At 48.9% G+C, this 22,295-nt stretch carries 22 protein-coding genes and 1 pseudogene; 1 reads left to right on the top strand and 22 read right to left on the bottom strand.

Annotated elements, in window-relative coordinates:
* Position 1: 1 nt before the first annotated feature.
* The 20 genes from fliF to M2298_RS09300 all read right to left on the bottom strand — a co-directional run bounded on the left by fliF (position 2) and on the right by M2298_RS09300 (position 19,038).
* Complete coding sequence (gene fliF, locus M2298_RS09395) at positions 2–1,588, bottom strand: flagellar basal-body MS-ring/collar protein FliF (RefSeq protein WP_122965193.1); 1,587 nt, start codon at positions 1,586–1,588, stop codon at positions 2–4.
* A gap of 29 nt (positions 1,589–1,617) precedes the next feature.
* Entirely contained in the window at positions 1,618–1,917 is a 300-nt protein-coding gene (gene fliE / locus M2298_RS09390) for a flagellar hook-basal body complex protein FliE (RefSeq protein ID WP_063227636.1), read from the bottom strand.
* 19 nt (positions 1,918–1,936) lie between these two features.
* Complete coding sequence (gene flgC / locus M2298_RS09385) at positions 1,937–2,395, bottom strand: flagellar basal body rod protein FlgC (RefSeq protein ID WP_122965192.1); 459 nt, start codon at positions 2,393–2,395, stop codon at positions 1,937–1,939.
* 2 nt (positions 2,396–2,397) lie between these two features.
* Positions 2,398–2,811, bottom strand: coding sequence for a flagellar basal body rod protein FlgB (gene flgB, locus M2298_RS09380; RefSeq protein ID WP_122965191.1), 414 nt, complete (start codon positions 2,809–2,811; stop codon positions 2,398–2,400).
* 373 nt (positions 2,812–3,184) lie between these two features.
* Positions 3,185–3,964: a GTP-sensing pleiotropic transcriptional regulator CodY gene (gene codY / locus M2298_RS09375; protein ID WP_005834266.1), complete on the bottom strand. Its 780-nt coding sequence runs from the start codon at positions 3,962–3,964 to the stop codon at positions 3,185–3,187.
* 40 nt (positions 3,965–4,004) lie between these two features.
* Complete coding sequence (gene hslU, locus M2298_RS09370) at positions 4,005–5,402, bottom strand: ATP-dependent protease ATPase subunit HslU (RefSeq protein ID WP_063227640.1); 1,398 nt, start codon at positions 5,400–5,402, stop codon at positions 4,005–4,007.
* 19 nt (positions 5,403–5,421) lie between these two features.
* On the bottom strand, positions 5,422–5,964 hold the full coding sequence (gene hslV / locus M2298_RS09365) for an ATP-dependent protease subunit HslV (RefSeq protein WP_122965190.1): 543 nt from the start codon (positions 5,962–5,964) through the stop codon (positions 5,422–5,424).
* 15 nt (positions 5,965–5,979) lie between these two features.
* Positions 5,980–6,921 (bottom strand): tyrosine recombinase XerC, encoded by a 942-nt coding sequence (xerC, locus tag M2298_RS09360; protein ID WP_173598879.1) that lies wholly within the window; start codon positions 6,919–6,921, stop codon positions 5,980–5,982.
* 73 nt (positions 6,922–6,994) lie between these two features.
* Positions 6,995–8,299 (bottom strand): FADH(2)-oxidizing methylenetetrahydrofolate--tRNA-(uracil(54)-C(5))-methyltransferase TrmFO, encoded by a 1,305-nt coding sequence (gene trmFO / locus M2298_RS09355; protein WP_242771101.1) that lies wholly within the window; start codon positions 8,297–8,299, stop codon positions 6,995–6,997.
* A gap of 39 nt (positions 8,300–8,338) precedes the next feature.
* A complete protein-coding gene (gene topA / locus M2298_RS09350) occupies positions 8,339–10,417 on the bottom strand; it encodes a type I DNA topoisomerase (protein ID WP_122965187.1) in 2,079 nt (692 codons plus the stop codon).
* Positions 10,418–10,526: 109 nt separating this feature from the next.
* Entirely contained in the window at positions 10,527–11,642 is a 1,116-nt protein-coding gene (gene dprA / locus M2298_RS09345) for a DNA-processing protein DprA (RefSeq protein WP_122965186.1), read from the bottom strand.
* Between the two features lie 132 nt (positions 11,643–11,774).
* Positions 11,775–12,677, bottom strand: coding sequence for a succinate--CoA ligase subunit alpha (gene sucD, locus M2298_RS09340; protein WP_122965185.1), 903 nt, complete (start codon positions 12,675–12,677; stop codon positions 11,775–11,777).
* Positions 12,678–12,721: 44 nt separating this feature from the next.
* Positions 12,722–13,882, bottom strand: a complete 1,161-nt coding sequence (sucC, locus tag M2298_RS09335) for an ADP-forming succinate--CoA ligase subunit beta (protein WP_063227647.1) — start codon at positions 13,880–13,882, stop codon at positions 12,722–12,724.
* Positions 13,883–14,070: 188 nt separating this feature from the next.
* The gene (locus M2298_RS09330) at positions 14,071–15,126 is read right to left on the bottom strand and encodes a hypothetical protein (RefSeq protein WP_280648462.1); all 1,056 of its coding nucleotides are present in this window, start codon (positions 15,124–15,126) and stop codon (positions 14,071–14,073) included.
* A 38-nt stretch (positions 15,127–15,164) separates the two neighbouring features.
* Complete coding sequence (locus M2298_RS09325; protein WP_122965183.1) at positions 15,165–16,058, bottom strand: AlbA family DNA-binding domain-containing protein; 894 nt, start codon at positions 16,056–16,058, stop codon at positions 15,165–15,167.
* Positions 16,059–16,196: 138 nt separating this feature from the next.
* Positions 16,197–16,553 carry an SCP2 sterol-binding domain-containing protein gene (locus M2298_RS09320; RefSeq protein WP_173596485.1) on the bottom strand — a complete coding sequence of 119 codons (357 nt, stop codon included), beginning with the start codon at positions 16,551–16,553 and terminating at the stop codon, positions 16,197–16,199.
* A 135-nt stretch (positions 16,554–16,688) separates the two neighbouring features.
* Positions 16,689–17,003, bottom strand: coding sequence for a YbjQ family protein (locus tag M2298_RS09315; protein WP_063227651.1), 315 nt, complete (start codon positions 17,001–17,003; stop codon positions 16,689–16,691).
* A 116-nt stretch (positions 17,004–17,119) separates the two neighbouring features.
* The gene (locus M2298_RS09310; protein WP_280648460.1) at positions 17,120–17,932 is read right to left on the bottom strand and encodes a GGDEF domain-containing protein; all 813 of its coding nucleotides are present in this window, start codon (positions 17,930–17,932) and stop codon (positions 17,120–17,122) included.
* Complete coding sequence (locus M2298_RS09305; protein WP_229049700.1) at positions 17,929–18,300, bottom strand: hypothetical protein; 372 nt, start codon at positions 18,298–18,300, stop codon at positions 17,929–17,931. Before M2298_RS09305 ends, M2298_RS09310 begins: the two co-directional genes overlap by 4 nt.
* A gap of 15 nt (positions 18,301–18,315) precedes the next feature.
* Positions 18,316–19,038 (bottom strand): EAL domain-containing protein, encoded by a 723-nt coding sequence (locus tag M2298_RS09300; protein ID WP_173598882.1) that lies wholly within the window; start codon positions 19,036–19,038, stop codon positions 18,316–18,318.
* A gap of 449 nt (positions 19,039–19,487) precedes the next feature.
* Here M2298_RS09300 and M2298_RS09295 point away from each other — a divergent pair, with 449 nt between their 5' ends.
* On the top strand, positions 19,488–19,796 hold the full coding sequence (locus tag M2298_RS09295; RefSeq protein ID WP_280648459.1) for a protease inhibitor I42 family protein: 309 nt from the start codon (positions 19,488–19,490) through the stop codon (positions 19,794–19,796).
* A 229-nt stretch (positions 19,797–20,025) separates the two neighbouring features.
* Here the strand turns inward: M2298_RS09295 and M2298_RS09290 are convergent, their stop codons facing one another.
* Together M2298_RS09290 and M2298_RS09285 are read right to left on the bottom strand one after the other, a co-directional pair.
* On the bottom strand, positions 20,026–21,573 hold the full coding sequence (locus M2298_RS09290) for a YifB family Mg chelatase-like AAA ATPase (protein ID WP_173596484.1): 1,548 nt from the start codon (positions 21,571–21,573) through the stop codon (positions 20,026–20,028).
* A 95-nt stretch (positions 21,574–21,668) separates the two neighbouring features.
* Positions 21,669–22,109: pseudogene (locus M2298_RS09285) on the bottom strand (IS66 family transposase); the annotation flags it as partial.
* Positions 22,110–22,295 lie beyond the last annotated feature (186 nt).

Genomic DNA, 22,295 nt, shown 5'->3' with positions numbered 1-22,295 from the left:
CTTAATCTTCTGCTAACCAAGTACGAAGCAGAACAACAAATTCATCCGGCTTGCTTCGCGCCAATTTTTCAAGCTGTTTTCTGACCACAACCTGATCTCCGTCTTCCTGATAAATCAGATCCGGAATTTCGGTAGGTTGACCAGGTGCCAGCAAATCGGACATTTCTTCTTCCTGCTCCAGCTTCGCTTGATTGCGTCGGCGGATGATGAGGAAGGCAACAGCGGCGAGTGCCAAAACGGCAATACCACCAACGGTCCACAATACAGCTGGACTGAGTGCGCTGGATTCTTCGACAGCCACTTTTCCAGAGAACTGACGCGGAAGAACGGAAATATGCTTGTCCAGTTCTTCTTCGCTCAAATCGACAGCCTTGTCGCTTAACGTTACACGCACAACATTGCGCAGCACTTGCTTGATGCTTTCAAGTGTAGCCGCATCCAATTCTGTGCCATTCGGAGGCTCAACCCCGACGTTGATCGTCAAGTCTTCGATTTTGTACGGGCTCAACGTAATATTCCGAGTAAACCGATTGACTTCGCGATTGATTGTATCATTCAACTCTTCATACTGGCTGTTGCTTCCTTGAGGATTGTTCCCCGGGTAGTTTGGAACGGCATTCGCGCCTGTACCTGCGATGCCCCCTGGCGGTTGGCCTTGACCCGAGAAAGCTTTTGATAATTTTTGAGAAGAGATGATAAGTCCTTCGTTGTTCTCTTTGTCAGGCGCTTCCACGAGATTTTCCACGCGAGTTTCTTTATCAAAGTTCATTTTGATAAAAGCGTGAACAATCACTTTATCGCGACCCATGATTGTACCAAGCAGGTTGTACAGATTTTGTTGAATCTTCTTTTCAACCTCGGACTTGATCGCTTCTTGTTGTTTAAAGCTGCTCAAGCTTCCTTCTGCTTCTTCGCCTTCTGCGCGCTCCAGCGGATTCGAATATTGGTCCGTAATGGCAATCGCATCGATCGGCAACTTCGGAACGCTTCGGGAAACGAGCAGGTAGAGCGAGTTAATTTGCTTTTGCTCCAGGGTCGTGCCTGGTTCTACATCGACGATGACGGAAGCAGTTGCCGTATCCGGTGTCTCTGTTACCCAAACGCTTTCCTGTGGCAGTGTAATCATTACCTGTGCCGAGCGAACGCCTTTTACTCTTTCAAGCATCTTGCGCAGCTCTTGTTGCAAGGCTTCTTTTTTCATCACATCGAACTGTCTGTCCGTAACACCCAACGTATTGGAAAAAACTTCGGAGTTGATGCCTGCTTGGCTGGGGATTCCTTGTGCGGCAAGATCGACAATGACGTCTTGGGCCATTTTTTCCGGTACTTCAATGCTTGTCCCATTTCCAGTAATCCTGTATGGAATTTGCTGACCTTCCAACTCTTTCTTGATCGCGCCGATTTCCTGTTCACTAAGTCTCTGATCGTAGAGTGGCTTGTAGACCGGCTGAGAAGCGATGTATATGTATAAGCCCAGCGAAATTAACAGAAAAAGCGAGATTCCGACAATCATCCATTTTTGCTTTTTGGAAAACTGGTTCCATTTAGACGTAAGCTGATTTCTGTATAAAGCTAAACGTTCGTTCATGTTTCACCTCTCACTGGATAAAACGACAATCAAATCGGCATGCGCATGATTTCTTGGTAAGACTCAATCACTTTATTCCGGACTTGCATCGTCATTTGCAGCATCACGGAAGCTTTTTGGCCTGCAACAGTCAGTTGGTGCAGATCCGTAATTTCGCCAGCCGCGAATTTGTCTGCCAGATTGGCCGACTCTACCTGCGCCTGATTCACCTGGTTCATGGCGTCTGTCAAAAAGGCGCCAAATTCTTTTGTGACTTCTGCGGTGGTTGGCATTTTGTTTGCGACAGGCATCTTGACCGGAACCGCTTGTGAAAGTGCGTTTATGTCCATCTTTTACTGTTCACCCGCTTTATTTGATTTCCAATGCCTTCAACATCATCGCTTTCGTTGCGTTTAAAGCAGTGACGTTCGCCTCGTAGGATCGCGAAGCGGAAATCAGGTCCACCATTTCCTTCATCGGATCAACGTTTGGCATGAGCACGTAGCCGTCTTGATCTGCATCCGGATGGGAAGGATCGTATACGCGCTTGAACGGAGTGTTGTCTTCTTGAATCGCTGTGACTCGCACCCCTTGTTCTCCTCCTCTGCCAGACACCGTCCCAACCGCCGCTTGCAGAAAGCTGTCGAATGACTCGCTTGAGCGCGGTGACATTTCGATCATTTTTCGACGGTACGGTTGCCACTTGCCATCGACAAAAGTTGCGCGCGTCGTTTCTGCATTCGCAATATTCGACGCAATCGTATCCAGGCGCAACCGATTTGCAGTCAAGGCTGAAGCACTTGTATTAATTCCTTGAAACAAGCTCATCGTTATTTCCCTCCACCCTCAATGACACTGCGCAGTTTCTGGAAATGGCCCGCAGTCAGCTGCGTCAGGCCGCTATACCAGATTTGGTTTTTCGCCAGCTCCGTTGTCTCCGACTCCAAGTCCACATCATTCCCGCTGTTTTGAACGTAGCTATTCGGATTGGAAACGACCTGTGGCATCGCGAACCCGCCAGCGTTGCTAAATGGAATGTGGCGTTCATTGGTTCGATAGGCCGCAAGCTTTCCAGTTCCTATTTTCCCATTTAGTTCCTCTTGCAGATAGCCCTCAAAAATTACCTGTTGACTTTTGAATTGAGGGGTATCGATATTGGCAAGATTGTTTGTGATCGTCCGATGGCGCAGTGTAGCGGCGTTCATCGATCTCTCAAGGACCTGCAGATGATAACTATCCAGCATGTAGCCTTCTCCCCCAATATGTGTCAATTCGTTTTCGCAAATCTGCCTATAATTCCTGTATTTTCGACAGCCAAGATACGATTCAATCATAGCAAAATCGTAATAGTGAAAAAAGCCCCTATTGATGGCGATTTTCAAAATGATTCAATGGCACTAAATCCCTGAACTTTCCTGTTTTTTTACTTGTTTTTACATGCAAACCATATTCAATGCGCTGTGATTGCACTTATCCCGAAAAATCAATGCATAATTTCTGGTAAAAGATTGTCGGACAGTGTTGCAACTAGGTATAATTACCCATGAAAAAAGGTACAGCAACGGCTGTTGCTATACCTTGAAGTTCACTTTGGCTAAACTTTTATTCTAGAAAATCTTACGAGGTTTTCAGCTTTTCCAGTTCAGGAAGCAGCTTTTCATTCAATACTTTAATGAATGTTCCTTTCATCCCCAGGGAGCGGGATTCGATTACGCCCGCACTCTCCAGCTTGCGCAGCGCGTTCACGATAACGGAGCGGGTAATGCCGACACGATCCGCAATTTTCGACGCTACGAGCAAGCCTTCCTTGCCTTCCAGCTCTTCAAAGATGTGCTCGACAGCTTCCAATTCACTGTAGGACAGGGAACCGATCGCCATTTGAACGACAGCCTTGCTGCGCGCTTCTTCTTCAATCGCTTCAGAACGCTCGCGCAAAATCTCCATTCCTACTACGGTTGCGCCCACTTCTGCCAAGATCAGGTCATCGTCCACGAATTGATCGTTGATGCGGCCGAGAATCAGCGTACCGAGGCGATCGCCACCACCCATGATCGGAACGAGAGTCGTCCAACCGGAGCGGAATACATCTTTCATTTCCACAGGGAAAATGGTGTATGGGCTTTCTACGTCCAGGTTTGCAGACGTTTCTTCCACTTTCAAAAGGCCTTGGCTATACTCTTCCGGAAAACGGCGCTCTTCCAGCATTTTGCGCATACGTCCGTTATCCATCTCTTGGTGGATCGCAAAGCCAAGCAGCTTCCCTTTGCGGCTTACAACAAACGTATTTGCTTCAATCACATCGCTCAATACTTGTGCCATTTCATTAAAATTAACGGCATGACCCGCAGATTTTTGCAACATGCGGTTAATTCTTCTAGTTTTCGACAGTAGATCCATCTGTATTTCCTCCCAATGTATGTTACTACCTATCCAATGCTTACAAAATGTATTGACTCAAGTCTTTGTTCCCCGCGATTGTTCCCAGCTTTTGACGGACGTAATCCGGGGTGATCTGTACAACTTCCAGATGAATTTCCGGGGCTTCAAACGAGAGATCCTCCAGCAGCTTTTCCAGTATGGTGTGCAAGCGTCTCGCGCCGATATTGTCTGTACTCTGGTTCACTTCAGCAGCCATTTTGGCGATCTCCTGGATGGCTTCCGGCGTAAATTCCACTTGAACTCCCTCTGTTTCCAACAGGGCGACGTACTGTTTGAGCAGCGCATTTTTCGGTTCTGTCAAAATTCGCACAAAATCTTCGATGCGCAAGCTCGTCAGCTCGACCCGAATCGGAAAACGTCCCTGAAGCTCAGGAATCAGGTCGGACGGTTTGGCCATATGGAATGCTCCGGCTGCGATGAACAGGACGTAATCTGTTTTCACAGGTCCGTACTTCGTCATGACCGTAGAGCCTTCCACAATCGGCAAAATATCCCGTTGCACGCCTTCGCGGGATACGTCCGGACCACGTCCGTCCTTGCCCGCAATCTTGTCGATTTCGTCGATAAAGATAATGCCATGCTGTTCAGCCCGACGAATCGACTCCTGCGTAACTTCGTCCATATCCACCAGTTTTTGCGCTTCCTGCTGAATTAATACCTTTCGGGCATCTTTAATTCGCAATTTTCGCTTCTTCGTCCGTTTAGGCATCAGGCTGCCGAGCATATCCTGCATTTGCATCCCCATTTGTTCTGTACCCGGAACTTGGAACATGTCAAACATGTTTGGCGACTGATCTTCTACATCTATCTCGATCATTTGTTCTTCCAGCTGTCCATTCGCCAGTTGCCAAGCCACCTGTCTGCGTTGTTGCAGGACGGAAGCCTCTTCCTGGTCATGCGACTCTTGTTGTTGCTGCTGTTGTCCGCCGAACAGCATCTCCAGCGGATTTTTGAACGAGCTTTGCGGTTTGCGGGATGGAACCAGCACATTGACGATCGCTTCATTCGCGAGCTTTTCTGCTTTTTCTTTCACTGACTCCATTTTTTCCTGCTTCACAGTTCGGATGGAGGCTTCCACCAGATCTCGCACCATCGACTCTACATCGCGTCCTACGTAGCCAACTTCAGTAAACTTGGTCGCCTCTACCTTGATGAACGGCGCGCCGGTTAATTTGGCAATGCGGCGGGCAATCTCGGTTTTACCCACCCCGGTTGGCCCGATCATCAAAATATTTTTAGGAACGACCTCGTCAATCATCTGTTCCGGCAAAAGGCTGCGCCGGTAACGGTTGCGAAGGGCTACAGCTATCGCTTTTTTCGCTTGTGCCTGCCCGACGATGTATTTGTCCAGATGCTCTACGATCTTACGCGGAGTTAATTGCTCAAGATTCAGCACAGAAGTTCCTCCCTTTCGCTCAATTCAACTCATCCACCACAAGATTGTTGTTCGTGAACACGCAAATCTCGGCAGCAGTTCGAAGTGATGCTTCTGCAATTTCTCGGGCACCAAGATGCGGCGCATATGTTTTCAGCGCGCGCCCGGCAGCAAGGGCAAAGCTGCCGCCAGAGCCAATCGCGAGAATGCCGTCATCCGGTTCGATGATTTCCCCGTTCCCGGAGATGAGCAAAAGATGCTCTCTGTTGCCCACAATCATCATGGCTTCCAGGCGGTGCAACACTTTATCCAGCCGCCACTCCTTCGCCAGCTCGACAGCCGCTCGCTGAAGGTTGCCGTGGTATTCCTCAAGCTTGCCTTCAAACTTTTCAAACAGCGTGATTGCGTCAGCAACTGAGCCAGCAAAACCTGCTAAAACTTCTCCACGATAGAGCCTTCTTACTTTTTTAGCACCATTTTTCATGACCATGCTGTTTCCAAAGGTAACCTGACCGTCTCCGGCCATTGCGATTGCCCCATTGTGCGAAATAGCGAATATGGTTGTTGCGTGAAACTGTTCCATTACTGATTCCTCCCGTTATGTCCGTTTGGCGGAACCTGTACTATTCGGGTTAGCCCGCGGGTGAGCGGTGTCATATACATGGCGAAGTCGCTCCTTGGTCACATGCGTGTATACCTGTGTCGTGGAGACATTGACATGTCCCAGCAGTTCTTGGACCGTACGGAGGTCAGCCCCTCCATTTAACATATGGGTCGCAAACGTATGACGAAAGGTGTGCGGTGAGACACGCAAATGAGAAGCGCACATATCTACGTATTTGTCTACAATCCGGCGAACACTGCGGTCAGATAGCGGTTCTCCGCGATAATTGACCAGCAGGTTGCCGTGATCTACTCTTCCGGCCAACAGTTTTTCTCTTCCATACTCTAGGTATTGCCTAAGAACATCGCAGGCATAACTTCCCACAGGCACATACCGCTCTTTTGCCCCTTTTCCATATACAAGCGCGACGCCCATGCTCGGATTGATGTCGTCAACTGACAAGGTCACCAGTTCCGAAACGCGCATGCCGCTCGCGTACAACAGTTCAAATATCAGCCGATCACGTATTCCTAAAGGCGTTGATGTATCTGGCAGATCAAAAAACTCTTGAACCTCTTGCGGATACAAAAAGGAGGGGAGTTTCTTCTCCATTTTCGGAGTGGAGACGAGTTGAAATGGATTTTGTTCCAGCTGACCCTCACGCAACAAAAATCGATACAAGCTTCGCAAGCTGGAGAGCTTACGCGCAACACTTCGCCGGGATAACCCCCTGCCCGCCAAGTGTGCGAGAAAGGATCGACCATGCAAATAAGAAACAGCAGCAAATACGGAGATTTGGTGCTGTTCCATAAAGGAGACAAATTCGCTGATATCTGCCATATACTGCTTTACCGTATGAGGAGAGGCGTTTTTTTCTACTCGCAAATAACGGGTAAACATCGCAAGATCCACAGAAATTTGTTGCGAAATGTCCATATGGGATGCACCCTCCTCGAAGCACCTATATAGTAACACAGACGAAATTCGGATATCAACGTTAATTGTGTCGTTATTGTGTAAAATTCTGAATTGTATCTAGCGCCCGCTCAGCGAGCTTTTCGTTTTTCTCACGCTTGTTTCGGATGCGTTCTGGCCACTCAGGAACCAGTCCGAAATTCGCATTCATCGGCTGGAAATGTTTCGGATCAGCCGTCGTAATATACCGCGCCATGCTGCCCATTACCGTTTCAGGCGGGAGGACGATCAGCTCTTCCCCTTTTGCCAGTCGCGCAGCGTTGATGCCTGCGAGCAGTCCGGATGCAGCCGATTCCACATAGCCTTCCACTCCGGTCATTTGCCCTGCAAAGAACAATGTATCCCGTTCCTTGTACTGATAGGTCGGGCGAAGCAGCTTGGGAGAATTGATAAAGGTGTTGCGGTGCATGACGCCGTAGCGCACGATTTCGCAGTTTTCCAGTCCCGGGATGAGCGAGAAGACACGCTTTTGCTCAGGCCACTTCAAATGGGTTTGGAAGCCGACGATGTTGTACAAAGTAGCCGCTCCGTTGTCCTGGCGAAGCTGAACGACTGCATACGGCTTTCTGCCTGTGCGGGGATCGGTCAAACCGACTGGCTTCATCGGTCCGAAAACCATCGTTTGGCGTCCGCGCTTTGCCATTACTTCGATCGGCATGCAGCCCTCGAAGAAAATTTCTTTTTCAAATTCCTTCAGCGGAACAGCTTCGGCTGCGATCAGCTCATCGTAGAAGCGATTAAATTCTTCCTCTGTCATCGGGCAGTTCAGGTAGGCAGCCTCCCCTTTATCGTAACGGGAAGCGACAAACACTTTGTTCATGTCGATCGAGTCTTTTTCGATAATTGGGGCTGCAGCATCATAGAAATATAGGTATTCTTCCCCAGTCAGCTCTTTCAGCTTTTGGGACAAGGCTGGCGATGTCAGCGGGCCAGTCGCAATGACGACAATCCCGTCAGCCGGGATGTCCGTGATCTCGTCGGTGATCACTTCAATCAGCGGATGATTTTTCACCGCATCGGTAACGTAGCCGGCAAACTCATGTCGGTCTACCGCGAGTGCTCCACCCGCCGGAACGGCGCAACGGTCAGCAGCCCGGATAATGACCGAGTCCAGCCGACGCATTTCTTCTTTTAATACGCCGACTGCATTGGTCAAAGTGTTCGCTCGCAAGGAGTTGCTGCAAACCAGTTCCGCGAATTTGTCTGTATGATGGGCAGGCGTTTGGGTTTTCGGCCGCATTTCGTACAGCTTGACAGGAATCCCTGCCTTGGCGATTTGCCAGGCAGCTTCACTTCCTGCCAACCCTGCGCCTACGACTGTGATAGTTGGTGTTGTCATGCTGTTTTTCCTCCAAGCTACAAATTGTACCTCGTCCAATCAGGAGTCTGCTTCTTCCTGGTAATCGCATTTGGTGCAGACGACGCTGACCCCTTGCTTCTTGCGCTTTTTCTCTACCATCAGGCTTGAGCATTTCGGGCAAGGACGGGCAATCGGTTTGTCCCACGATACAAAATCGCATTCCGGGTATTGGTTGCAACCGTAAAAAATACGGCTCTTTTTAGATTTACGTTCAATAATGTGTCCGGTTTCACATTGTGGGCATTTTACTCCCGTTTCTTTGACGATCGGTTTCGTATTCCGGCAATCCGGGAAGCCGGAACAAGCGAGGAACTTGCCAAAACGTCCGAGCTTGTAGACCATCACGCGACCACAAAGCTCGCAGGTTTCATCAGACTCTTCGTCTTTCAGCTCGACTTCCTTCATCTCTTCCTCGGCTACGGCTACCCGCTTGGCAAAGCCTCCATAGAACGCATCGAGAATGTTGACCCAGTTGGCAGTACCTTCCTCGATCTCATCCAGATCGGACTCCATGTGAGCCGTAAATTCCGCATTGAGAATCTCCGGGAAAAACTCCTCAATCAAAGTAATGACGATCTCACCCAACTCCGTCGGAATAAAGCGTTTTTCCTCCAAAGCGACGTAGCCGCGCTTTTGGATTGTTTCCAAGGTAGGCGCATAGGTGGAAGGCCGTCCGATGCCGCCTTCTTCCAGCGTCTTGATAAGACGTGCCTCGGAGTATCGCGGCGGCGGTTGCGTAAAGTGCTGAGCCGGGGTGATTTCTTGATGTTCAAGGGTCTGCCCTTCATCAATCGGCGGCAGGAAGCTTTCTTCTTCTGTCCCGTCATCGTTTCCTTCTATATAAACCTTCATAAATCCAGGGAATTTCACTTTCGAGCCAGTCGCCCGGAACATGATGCCCCCTGCATCTATATCCACACTCATCGTATCGAGTACAGCCGAAGACATTTGGCTGGCGAGAAACCGTTCCCATATCAGGCGATACAAACGCAACTGATCCCGCGACAAAAATTCTTTGATTTCATCCGGTGTGCGAGACACAGACGTAGGACGAATCGCTTCGTGCGCATCCTGAGCGTTTTCCTTTTTGGCCTGGACGCGAGGTTCAGCCGGTATGTAATCAGCGCCGAATTTTTCCTGTATGTACTCTTTCGCTTCATTTTGTGCGGTTTCGGATAAGCGTGTCGAGTCTGTACGCATATACGTAATCAAACCGACTGCGCCTTCCTTGTTGCCAACATCGATCCCCTCGTACAGCTCCTGGGCGATGCGCATGGTCTTGGCCGTGCGGAAATTCAGTTTGCGGGCTGCTTCCTGTTGCAAGGAGCTGGTGATGAACGGCGGAGCCGGATTGCGTTTGCGTTCGCGCTTGGTCACCTTTTGCACGACAAACGGCTGGTCCTTCATTCTGTCCAACACTTGTTTGACATCTTCTTCGGATTTCAGCTCTACCTTTTCGTCCCCATAGCCGTAAAACTTCGCTTCAAACTCTTTGCCATTGCTTGCGAGCTTGGTGGCAATCGTCCAATACTCTTCAGGAATGAACGACTGAATTTCGCGTTCCCGATCCATGATCAGCTTGACCGTAACTGATTGAACGCGCCCTGCACTCAAGCCTTTGCGCACTTTTTTCCACAAAATCGGACTGATGTTGTAACCGACAAGCCGATCCAGAATGCGGCGGGCTTGCTGGGCGTTGACCAAATCCATATTGATGTGTCGCGGATGCTTGAACGCTTCTTTGATCGCGTCTTTCGTGATTTCGTTGAACACAACCCGAAGCGGCTGGTTCAAATCCAGATTCAGATACTGCGCCAGATGCCAGGCAATTGCTTCCCCTTCGCGATCCGGGTCGGCAGCCAGATAAACTTTTTTCACTTTTTTGGCGGCATCCTTCAAGCTCTTGAGTACATCGCCCTTGCCGCGAATCGTTATGTATTTGGGTTCAAAGTCATGATTGACATCTACCCCCATCTGGCTTTTCGGGAGGTCGCGCACATGACCCATGGACGCTTTCACGATATATTTGCTTCCCAGATATTTTCCAATGGTTTTCGCTTTCGCAGGGGATTCTACGATTACGAGCGTATCAGCCATTTTTTTCCTCCCCTTTTAGTAAGGAATCTTCCCTATTATTAAATATGCTTATCCGATTTGTCAAACACTTGCAAGGGGTAGGGAGTTCGCAGCACATGTGACACAAGCCTCAACGCCGTGCAAAATACCCCCCTGGCAGGGCAGTCAGCGCCCCTTTTGCCTCCAGTCTGAGCATCAACTGATGGATGCTTTTGCGTCGATCCGGTTCCAATTGCTGAACAATCTCGTCTACATGAACGCCATCGTACGTTATCGATTCTACGATTGCCTTTTCTTCTGGAGACAGCTCGCTGTCATGGCTCTTTTTGGCATCTGCTGTTCCAGACGGCACATCTGGTGGCAATACAATCGGCAATTCCTCCAAAATGTCGCTTGCACTTGTTACTAGCTTTGCACCTTGTTTGATCAAGTTATGCGGGCCAGCGCTCAACGATGAAAAAATAGGTCCGGGAACGGCAAAAACGTCGCGTCCTTGCTCCAAAGCACAGTCAGCTGTAATCAGCGATCCGCTTTTCTCTGCCGCTTCTACAACCAAAACACCTAAGCTAAGTCCGCTAATCATTCGGTTTCTTTCCGGAAACAACCCGGGAAAAGGAGGCGTATGCGGCGGATACTCAGACAAAAGTAGTCCGAAAGATTCAATTTTTTGATAGAGCGCTTGATGTCTCGGCGGATAAACATGATCGAGTCCACATCCGAGCACGGCAATCGTTTTTCCTCCTGCCGCAAGAGCAGCCTGATGCGCTTCCCCATCGATCCCGTGCGCCAAGCCGGAGACAACGGCAAGACCTGCACGCACCAGCTCCTTCACCAAAAACGCACTGCTGGCCCGCCCGTATGGCGTAGGCTTCCGCGAGCCCACAACGCCGATAGACGGCACTTCAAGCAGCTTGCTATCCCCACGGTAGAACAAGGTCAATGGCTGATCAGGAATATGGCGGAGCGAAGCAGGATACGCTTCGTCCCACACGCACAAGAAACCGACTTTTTTCGCTTCCCGTTCGCCGAGCATCCGCTCGACTACAGCTGGATTGGTTTGCGCATCAACTTGTTGAATTAGCTCGATCGACAGCCGCAATTCTTCTCCGACCAAACGCCATTCATCGACAGCATTCTGCAAAGAGCCTGCCAGCTCATGAATTTGTCTAATTTTTTTGCGACCCAGGCCAGAGATCATCGTCAGGATGAACAACCAGTCTCGCTCGCTGATTTTCGGTTTACGCATGCAAAACTCCCTCCCGCGGAACGCCGTTTGGTGTAACGGTTTCGAGAGTCATTGTACCGAAAGACAGCGGCCTCCTTCAAAAAAAGAAAAAGTGGACAAGCCTGTGCCTGTCCACTTCTGCTATCTTCGTTCTTATTTGTTGAGAACTTTGTCGAGCATACCGCGCTCTGTCAACAGTTCTACCAGTGTTTCACCGATAACTGCTGGCGTTTTCGCTACGCGAACACCGCACTCTTCGAGCTTGGCGATTTTCTCAGCCGCAGTACCTTTACCGCCGGAAATGATCGCACCAGCGTGGCCCATGCGTTTTCCTGGAGGCGCAGTTTGTCCGCCAATGAAACCTACAACTGGTTTTTTCATGTTCGCAGCGATCCATTCAGCTGCTTCTTCTTCCGCAGTACCACCGATTTCACCAATCATGATCACTGCTTCTGTGTCTGGATCTTCGTTGAACATTTTCAGTACATCGATAAATTCCATACCTTTTACAGGGTCTCCACCGATACCAACAGCAGTGGATTGACCAATGCCGCGAGTAGATGTTTGGTGAACCGCTTCATACGTCAAGGTACCGGAGCGGGATACGATACCCACTTTACCAGGAGTATGGATGTAGCCAGGCATGATACCGATTTTGCACTCGCCTGGAGTGATAACGCCAGGGCAGTTAGGTCCGATCAGCTTGGTTTTCTTGCCTTCCATGTAACGTTTTACTTTTACCATGTCGAGGACAGGAATACCTTCGGTGATGCAGATTACGAGATCCAGCTCAGCGTCAACCGCTTCCATGATCGCGTCAGCAGCGAATGGAGGAGCAACGTAGATAACGGATGCGTTTGCACCAGTTTTTTCTACTGCTTCTGCTACTGTGTTGAAAATTGGAATACCGTCAACTTCAGTGCCGCCTTTACCAGGTGTTACACCGCCAACCATTTGTGTACCGTACTCAACGGCTCCGCGAGTGTGGAACAAACCTGTTGCACCGGTAATCCCTTGTGTAATTACTTTTGTATTTTTGTTAACGAGAATACTCATCGCGTATTTTTCCCACCTTTTTTAACGTATCTACTCGCAATTGCTTACTTTACCAAGGATACGATTTTCTCAGCGCCATCAGCCATGGATTCAGCTGCAACGATGTTCAGACCGGACTCATTGAGGATTTTCTTACCGAGATCCACGTTGGTACCTTCGAGGCGCACAACGAGCGGTTTGTCCAGTTGAATTTGTTTTGCTGCATTTACTACGCCGTTTGCAATGACATCACATTTCATGATGCCACCGAAAATGTTAACGAAAATACCTTTAACTTTTTCATCGCGCAGAATGATTTTGAACGCTTCGGTTACTTTCTCTTCTGTAGCACCGCCGCCTACATCGAGGAAGTTGGCAGGGTCTCCACCGTAAAATTTCACGATGTCCATCGTTGCCATTGCCAGACCTGCACCGTTTACCATGCAACCGATGTTACCATCGAGTGCGATGTAGGACAGATCGAATTTGGACGCTTCGATTTCTTTCTCGTCTTCTTCATCCAGATCGCGCAGAGCTACGATGTCAGCATGACGATAGAGAGCGTTGCTGTCGAAGTTCAGTTTGGCATCGAGTGCCATTACTTCACCGTCGCCAGTAACAACGAGCGGGTTGATTTCAGCGATAGAGCAATCTTTGTCAACAAATGCTTGGTACAAGCTCAGCATGAACTTCGCTGCTTTGTTGATCAGTTCTTTTGGAATGTTGATTGCGTAAGCCAGGCGACGTGCTTGGAACGCATTCAGACCTGTTACCGGATCGATTACTTCTTTGAAGATTTTTTCTGGAGAGTGAGCAGCTACTTCCTCGATCTCCGTACCGCCCTCTTCGGAAGCCATCATAACAACGCTGCCAGTCGCACGGTCAACAACGACACCAACGTAGTATTCTTTTTTGATATCGCAGCCTTGCTCGATCAAAAGGCGTTTTACTTCTTTGCCTTCTGGTCCTGTTTGATGAGTTACCAACACTTTGCCAAGAATTTCGTTGGCATATGTACGAACTTCATCCAGGTTTTTTGCCACTTTTACACCGCCAGCTTTACCGCGGCCACCAGCGTGGATTTGCGCTTTTACCACAACTACTTGGGTGCCCAGTTCTTTCGCTGCTTCAACAGCTTCATCCACTGTGAACGCTACGCGACCTTCAGGAACTTTTACACCGTACTGCTTAAGTATCTCTTTACCTTGATACTCATGAATGTTCATTCTCCATCCTCCTATGGCAGATAAAGATCGGCAGGCTTTTAGACCGGCTAAAGACATCTGCGTCTTCCTCCGGTCGAAGCCTCCACTATCAGTGCAACGTAACTATTCTACGACAAAAAATGCAAAAGTGGTAGTAATATGTTGTCCTTATCGTGACCATAACTTCGAAACTTCATGAGGAACAACCATCATTTTCTAAGACTTTGAAACAATTTCCACTGATTTTCCGCGATTTCACTGTGAATATACCATTTTGCGTCCAGTTGAAAATAATTGGCGTACAGGACGACTTCGCGCTCTTTTCCATTCACAAAAAAGGAGAGGCGATACTGTTCGTGCCCCGGATCTTTCGGTACTTCTTTTAACAAATCGGCTGCTTGTAAAAGCCGCACGGCCTGGTGTGCGATCCCTTGCTCCACTGTCGTTTTTCTTACTTCCACTTCGATGTTGTCCGCGGCGGCAGCACCCGTAGCCGAAATTTGGATTTGGCTGGCCTTGAACAGCTGCTCAAACGTTTTGTCGCCTGTATCCGCAGGAGGAATCCACTCCGTCAGCTTGGAGAAAAGTCCTCCATCCACGCGAAACGTATGGGTTTCTTTTCCAAAAGGCACACTGATCAATGTCGGCGTGAGCACCGTCACTTCGAGCGGCCTGTCTGTTGCGTTGATTCGCATCTGGTAATTCGGATAGAGCGCGTATTGCTTGTTCGCTGCCCCCGGCTCAGGCGTGGCCGTTGCCAGCACCTTGCGGATCAGGTCCGCTTCTGCTTCGCCAAGCGCCCTCGTCTTGCCCAAATCGTCAGCCGAGAGCAACACGGTATCAATTTTTTGCGACAGCAAGCCTTTTCCTGTCAGCTTCTGAATCCATTGATAAAAAGCGACAGCGCCTGCTCCCCGATATGTATTTTCGCCAAACTGGCTGGCTCCTTCTCCTACCGCCACCACTAGCGGAGCTAACTGCTTCCGGTACAATACAAGCGTAAAACGCACGTCTTCCTGCTTCAAAGCTTCTTCTGAGAGCTGCAAATCCTTGCCTTGATTAGACAGTTCTTTCATGAAGGTAGGCAAATCCAGCATGACTTCCTGGCCGTCTGTGGACATGACTGTCGCCTTTTCTACGGCGCCTAGCTCCGTCTCGATGCGATCGTTCATGTCAGCTGGAACTTTGTCAGACTGCGCACAACCGGAAACAAACATGCTTGCAACCATCACGACTAACAAATAAGCACGCAAAGACGATACCATCAGCAACCTCCTTCGAGTATCAGCCCTGCCCGATGAATCTAGAGAAGTCCCAGTCGTCGGCTGATCTCACTGCCAAGTTTTCGTTTGACGTAAATTTCGCCAATCTGATGCGGGTCTTTTACCACAACCGAGCGATTGTTCGTGCGGATCACAACGTATTTCTCGCTGTTTTTGTCCAGCCCGCAAATCAGCTCGGAGGAAACCTCCACAAAAATAGCGACAACATGCTTTCCGTCGACTTTTTTCAGGGAGATTTTAGGGAAAGGTGTTAAAAATGGCGACGTCTTGTCCTGAATGTACTGAGTAATGGCCAAAAGGTATTTATCCGGGTCTCCGTATTGCTCAATCTCGTGATCAATGCCGCAAATGCTGCCTTCATCGGTAATTCCCAAAAAAAGATTGCCGTTGTTCGAATTGGCAAATGCCACAACTGTTTTAATAATTCCGCCTTTGGACAGCAAAAAGTCGCGCTTGAACTCGATCATGTCGTTTTCGCCAAGAGAAGTTGCTACAACCGGATCATCGATGCGTCCAAGATAACGAAATCGGCTGATCGCTCCCAAACGGTATACGTATTCTTCGAAGATATCAGCAGGCAAAGACAGGTCTTCCAGACTCGCATCTGTATTCTGCCATAATTTATACGTCTGGGGAGCGAAGCACATGTCAAACAATACATTTCCACCCAAAGATCGTATGTTCATTCCGATGGAAGCAGGCTTTGTCACGCTGGGCTGGTAAGGAGGATCGTTCTCGACCTCCAGCACACCGGAGTGAAACAAATAGTCGAAATAGTGCCGAGGGAGCTTGGCATGCTGTCTGAGCAGCTCTCGTTCGGTTGTCCCTCTTCTCATCTCCTGATACAAGTCAAAACGCACAGATTGTCCATCCAGTCCGTGTACGATTGCAATTAAGGAACAAATATGGCGCATGGTTTCCCTCGTTCTTTTCTTTGGAATACTTGTCATTGTTTGGTCATATTTTAACGCAACTATTCGGAATTTGACCAGTTTTTTTCCGTGACTGACTTGTGACGGGCGGCTAACAGCACCGCCGGATCGGTTGTCTGTTCACTCGTTTCCTGCTCTTAGAGAGGATGTCTGGTAGCTGTACAGCAAAGTCTGCAGCTTTAAAGACAGCCCCATGTCCCCTTTGATTTTCAATTTGCCCGTGACGAGGGCCGCAGCCGGATTAAGCGTTCCCTGTACCAGCTTGATGAAATTTTCGTCGGACAACTCCAGCGTGCAGCCTGCCTGCTCGGTAATCCCTAGCCGATAGGTCGCTTCATCGTTGCCGAATTTGATTTCATACGTCCCGTTCTCTTCCCCGCCAAGCACAAAATGATACACGGCGAAAAAGCCGCGAATCGGTTTGGGATTCGCCTTGATTTTTTGCGCAAGCTCGACCAGTATCGCTTCTACAGACACATTTATCACCTCAGTCTCTTAGTCCAGCTTACCTCATCTCTGCCATTTTAAACAGTCCGTAGCATGGCTCAGGCCAGCAGCTTCTGCCTTTTTACCACATACAACGCAAAAAAAGAAAGCCGGGCATCTGCCGGCTTATTTTACACGTACTGCTGTTCCGGTCGCTATGACCATCATCATGCCTTCACGGAGTGTTTCAAAATCGAGATCGACGCCTACTACTGCGTTTGCGCCCAGTGCGCGAGCTTTGTCCTTCATTTCTTTCAAAGCCATTTCCCGGCCTTCCGCCAGCTTGCTCTCGTACGATCCGCTTCTGCCACCGATGATGTCCGTAATCCCTGCCAAAAAGTCGCGGACTACGTTCGCTCCCATAATGACCTCTCCGCTGACAATGTCCAGATACGCTTCGATTTCTCTTCCTTGCACAGTGTTGGTTGTAGTAACAATCATGTAAATAGCCTCCCCTGACCGAACTCGTCTCGTTATGTCATTAAGAAATACGAATAAAAACAGAGTTGGTTTCACCAAGTGTATGCACAATCCTGTTCTCTTATCCGGCGCTTCTGTTACGAAGGAAGCGCCGAAGCAGTCTTCTGTGCTTTGATAGCAGAAGACTCAAGGCTTGCCTGGGCGATCAGTTCTCTCCAGGATCGTTTGAAAAACTCAGGATCTTCACATCCATTCACATGCCCAACGGCTGCGGAAACCGTGATGTCCAGCACGTTTGTCGGCCGGGAGATCAAATCGATATACTGCTCGATCAGCGCGATTGGTGCAGTGGAGATCAGGACAAATTCATCCCCTGCGTAACGGCACAAATGGTCTCCCTGATCCTCGGCAATCGAGGAAAGCACAGCGGAATAGGTCCGGATGACATCATCACCGAACGGATGACCGTATTGCTTATTGATTCTGCCAAAGTCGTTCAAATCGATAAACAGCAAATGAAACGGAATCTGCTTACGCAAATAGCTTTCCCCGATAAACTGGATATAAGGTGCCCGATACAAGCCAGAGAGCGGGTCCTTGTATTCCGCTATTTTCATTTCTACTGTTTCCTTGGTAATCATCCCGCTTACCTGCTCTTCGTCGAGGACAATCGCCAATTTGACATTTTCATTGAGAAAATAATGATGGGCTTCCCAAATATTTTGGTCTGCCAGCAAATAATGCATTTGATTACACATAGCATCAGCGACAATTCGATTCGGATGAGCAGTGAGGACATCTCTGGAAGTCACTAATCCTACGAGCTCTCCATGGTCAATGACGACGAGCGAATCCATCTGGTACTGGCTCATAAGCCTTGCTGCGTGGGAGACGGATTTGTCAGAGGAAATGGAATGAATCGTTGGAATCATGATCTCTGAGATGTTCATAGCAAATCCACCTCGCGTTGTACCGACAATGCAATTTTCAGCTCAGATCGCAAAACCATGGATTCACTGATCATCCGCTCTGATTCTTCCAAAATAATTTTCATTAGCAATTTTTCGTCCATCATTTGCAAGAGCGAGTTTCTCAACAAGACAGCTTCGATCTTGGGATGATCGATCTTCAGCAAAGTAAATTGCTCCGGCGACAAGGCTTCTGCCATTCTCCGCACTGCTTCCGGCCCGATTGGCGCTTTCCTCCCGATAATCAGCAAATCCTGCATGGGAGGGACTTCAAATTCAGATATTTTTAAGGAAAGGGTCGCTTTCCTCGAATATACACTACTATCACCAAACATTAGTAATTCCTCCAATTCTGCTCCCCCCTCTTAATCCTCCTGCAAACGGCCGGGCTTGCCAAAAAGGTATCCCTGACCCATTGCAATTCCCAATGAAGAGGCGCAAGCAAAATCTTCTTCTTCTTCAACTCCTTCGAGAATGAGTTGAGGTTCATGCTTGCAAAATTCGACAAACAGCTTTACGACTTTTTGTTTTTCTTGCGAAGTCGAAAGCTCCTTGGAATAAAAGCGATCGATTTTGATGAAATCTGGCGAAAGATCGGTAATCTTGTGAAAAATATTTGCTGCATCGCCTACATCATCCAAAGCGATCAAAAAACCCATTGCTTTCAATTCACTGATGCGTCGCGTAAAAACAGGTTCGTGCCAGCATTCTCCCTCCATGATGGACTCGTTGATCTCCAGCACGATTCGCGTCAAATACGGAAAAAAAGCTTGTCTGATCTCCTCGATGAACGCTGGAAACGAGTCCTCCACAATTGTGGTGGGAAAAATGTTCACAAACAGGAGTTCATGATTGTGCTCCATGGAAGCACGAAAAAAAGTCGAGAGCGCATGCCGAAATGATTGGGTGTCCAATTCCGGCAGCTTTCTTTTTTCCTTTGCCGTGGAAAACAACAACTCCGGGTTCTGCCCCGCTTTGCTGCGCAAGAGCACTTCATACCCTATCCGGTTTTTTTCCGGAAATTGGCATATCGGTTGAAAGGCGTGGTAATACTCTCTTTTCTCAAATAGTTCCGCAATGCTCTCCATCAATTTTCCTTTCCCTTTCCTAGCAAATATGTACATAGAGAAAAGCTTTCCAAGTGTGAGGTGCATAGGATGTACGCCCAAACCATTTGGAAGTGCTGGGAAGTTCAACAAACAGTCTGGACAGTAAAAATGCCTCTCGACACTCTGGAAATCCTTTGACGAAAAAACTAGGCAAAAGAGATTACAAAATCCCTAAAACATTCGACATTATGTGTCTTTATTCCTATACATTCGCCATTATTTTGCAAATCCCTTTCCAAATCATACTAATTCGGCCGAAAAAAATGTGCTCCGGTATGACGTGTTCCTTTTTTCACAATGCTTTCCTTCGTTTTTTTCTATATGTATCAATTATTTTTCACTCATACTATGCTTTGCACATGTGGGCATTTGCTTCCTTTTTACATACAGTATCAGGAGACTTTTTCTTCCGGAAAGGACGATGGATCATGGCATTAAGCTCTACCTTCACTTTGCAAGTCCAAAGTGGGCATGTGTTTCCCATAGCGCTTGAGGCGAATCCTACGACTGGTTACCAGTGGACGCTATCCAATCCTGTAGACGAGCGTTTTCTCGTTTTCCAATCCACTGAATTTGTCCCTCCTGCCCAAGCGGCACGAATCGGGCAAGGCGGTCATCAACGCTTTGCGTTTCAGGCAATCAACCGCGGCGTGACTACTCTTTCCTTTAAATATTGCCGGCCTTGGGATCAGTCAGATTGCGCGAGCTTTGTCTTTTATATCGTGACGATTGTTTAGAGTGTCTGGGGCTGGGGCTAGGTCTGGGCACTGGGGCCGAAACTGACACTTGATAAACACGCACTCGGGTTCTATAGGACTGGTGTTATTAGCATGTTGAATAGTCTCGCTTCCTGCTTCCTGCGTTACAGTTAGAGTTAGGGTTAGGGTTACAGTTTCAGCTTCGGTTTCTGCTCTTGCCTCTTTTTTTAAAAACAGCCATGCCAGTCAAACAGTCCGCTCTAGCAGGTTAAAGCGGCACTCCCCTGTCCAGCGCCCTGTACCGGATCGCCTCCGCGACATGCGCTGCATCAATGTGTGAGGAACCATCCAGGTCAGCGATCGTTCGCGCTACTTTGACGATTCTGTCGTAGGCTCTCGCACTTAATCCCAATGTCTCAAAAGCGAGCTGCAACATCTCTTGGCCTTCTTTGTCCAGTCTGGCAAAAATCCGCAGTTCTTCTGCATTCATCATGCTGTTAAAAGGATTTCCCGGTCGCTGCCGATACCTTTCGCACTGAATGGCGCGCGCCTGTTCAACTCTGGCCCGAATATCTTTCGACGTTTCTTCGGCTTTTCGATTGTGCAGCAGTTGAACAGGTACACGCGGCACCTCTATGTGCAAATCAATCCGGTCGAGCAACGGCCCTGACAGCTTGGAACGGTACTTCTGTATTTGCTGGGGCGAACAAGAGCATACTTGTTTTTCCCTGACAGCAAAAAATCCGCATGGACAAGGATTGCATGAGCCGATCAACAAAAATTGGGCTGGAAACGTAAACACCTGCTTGGCTCGTCCAATCGTAACCTTGCCCGCTTCCAATGGCTGGCGCAGCACTTCGAGGACATGCCGGGAGAACTCCGGCATTTCATCCAGAAACAAGATTCCGCCGTGAGACAGGCTGCATTCACCGGGTCGGGGGATTTGCGCCCCGCCGCCAATCAAAGCTGTTGCTGTAATCGTATGGTGGGGAGCGCGAAACGGCCGTTCTTCAATCAGTCCGCCCTCGCGCGTAAGATGGCCTGCGATACTGTATATTTTCGTCACCTCGTACGATTCATCCATCGTCATCTTGGGCATGATGCCCGGCAAGCAGTTGGCCAGCAGTGTCTTGCCACAGCCAGGTGGACCGACCAAAATCACGTTATGAAAGCCTGCTGCCGCAATTTCCAAGCCGCGTTTGACGAATTGCTGACCATAAACATGGGATAAATCGGGAGCGTGATTGGAATGGGAAATGTTGCGGAAGGTTGCTGGTTGTTCTGCTGTTTCTTGCCGATTTTGCGGCTGGAGTCCTTCTTTCCAGTAATGGACGGCTTCCGTTAAATTGCCAGCTGGCAAGACGATCATATCGACAAGCCGTGCTTCTGCTGCGTTGGTCTGCGGCAGGATGACGTGGGTAAAGCCTGTCTTTTTCGCTTCCAGCAGGATAGGAAGAACGCCGGAGACAGAGCGCAAAGAGCCGTCGAGTGCCAGCTCTCCGAGGACGAGAATACGTTCTGGTCTGGATGCGAGTTGTTTCGATGCAAGCAAAATTCCCAGCGCAATGGCAAGATCGAAGCCTGAGCCTTCCTTGCGCTGATCCGCTGGTGCCAGATTGACGGTAATTCGCTGCATCGGATACTCATAGCCTGCATTTCGCAAAGCAGCGCGCACACGATCGCGCGCTTCCTTAACCGCTGATCCGCCAAGCCCGACCAGATCGAACTGCGGCAATCCGTTGGCGATATCCGTTTCTACCGTTACCACCATTCCATCAATTCCGAAAACCGTTCCAGAATAACTGCATGCGTACATGTTTCTCTCCCCCTTCCCTTTTAAGAGTAGGAAAAGAAAGTGGGGGTGGGCAAGTTTATTGGAAGTGTGAACGTCAAATAGACCCCACCTAGTAGTCAGATGGGAGCCAGAGCATGATAGATGAAGATTAAGGAACACGGCAGGTATCCGGCAACGAAGTTGATCACGGCATCCTGCTCCTTCACCTCATGAATATCCGAAAGCTGCGGCAATTGTTCGAACAGGTACTGAAGGTATCGGAACAGATGCAGTCCATTTTCTTTCGCCGTCTCGATTACACTGTAAATAGTAGCGCTTGCCACTGCTCCCCGTGGAGTATTCGCAAACAGCCAGTTTTTGCGCCCGATCACAAATGGCTCGATCGAACGTTCACTGCGGTTGTTGTCTAATTCCAGACGTCCGTCCTTCAAAAAAGCCGTTAGTTTTTCTCACTGGTTCAGGCTATAGGCGATTGCCTAACCAATCAGACTTTTGGGCATGGTCCGGACCCTCTGCTGGTACAGCCATGCGTGGTAAGCATCTAACACGGGATTGCTATCTACAGCCTTACGTACCCGGACATTGTGCAGGCAATCTAGGATGCAAAAAAACGAGACGTAGCTGTTCGAGTGAGTCATGTTATCCGATGAAAAGATAGCAAAGGCATTTGCGGAGCAGTTCGATAATATGTGGAAGGATACAAAGGGATTTCAGAAATACGAATGAAAACAGCCCTCCTGACG

It is taken from the genome of Brevibacillus sp. 1238, from assembly GCF_029892995.1.
GTDB lineage: Bacteria > Bacillota > Bacilli > Brevibacillales > Brevibacillaceae > Brevibacillus > Brevibacillus parabrevis.
This window is presented reverse-complemented; position numbering and strand designations above follow the sequence as displayed.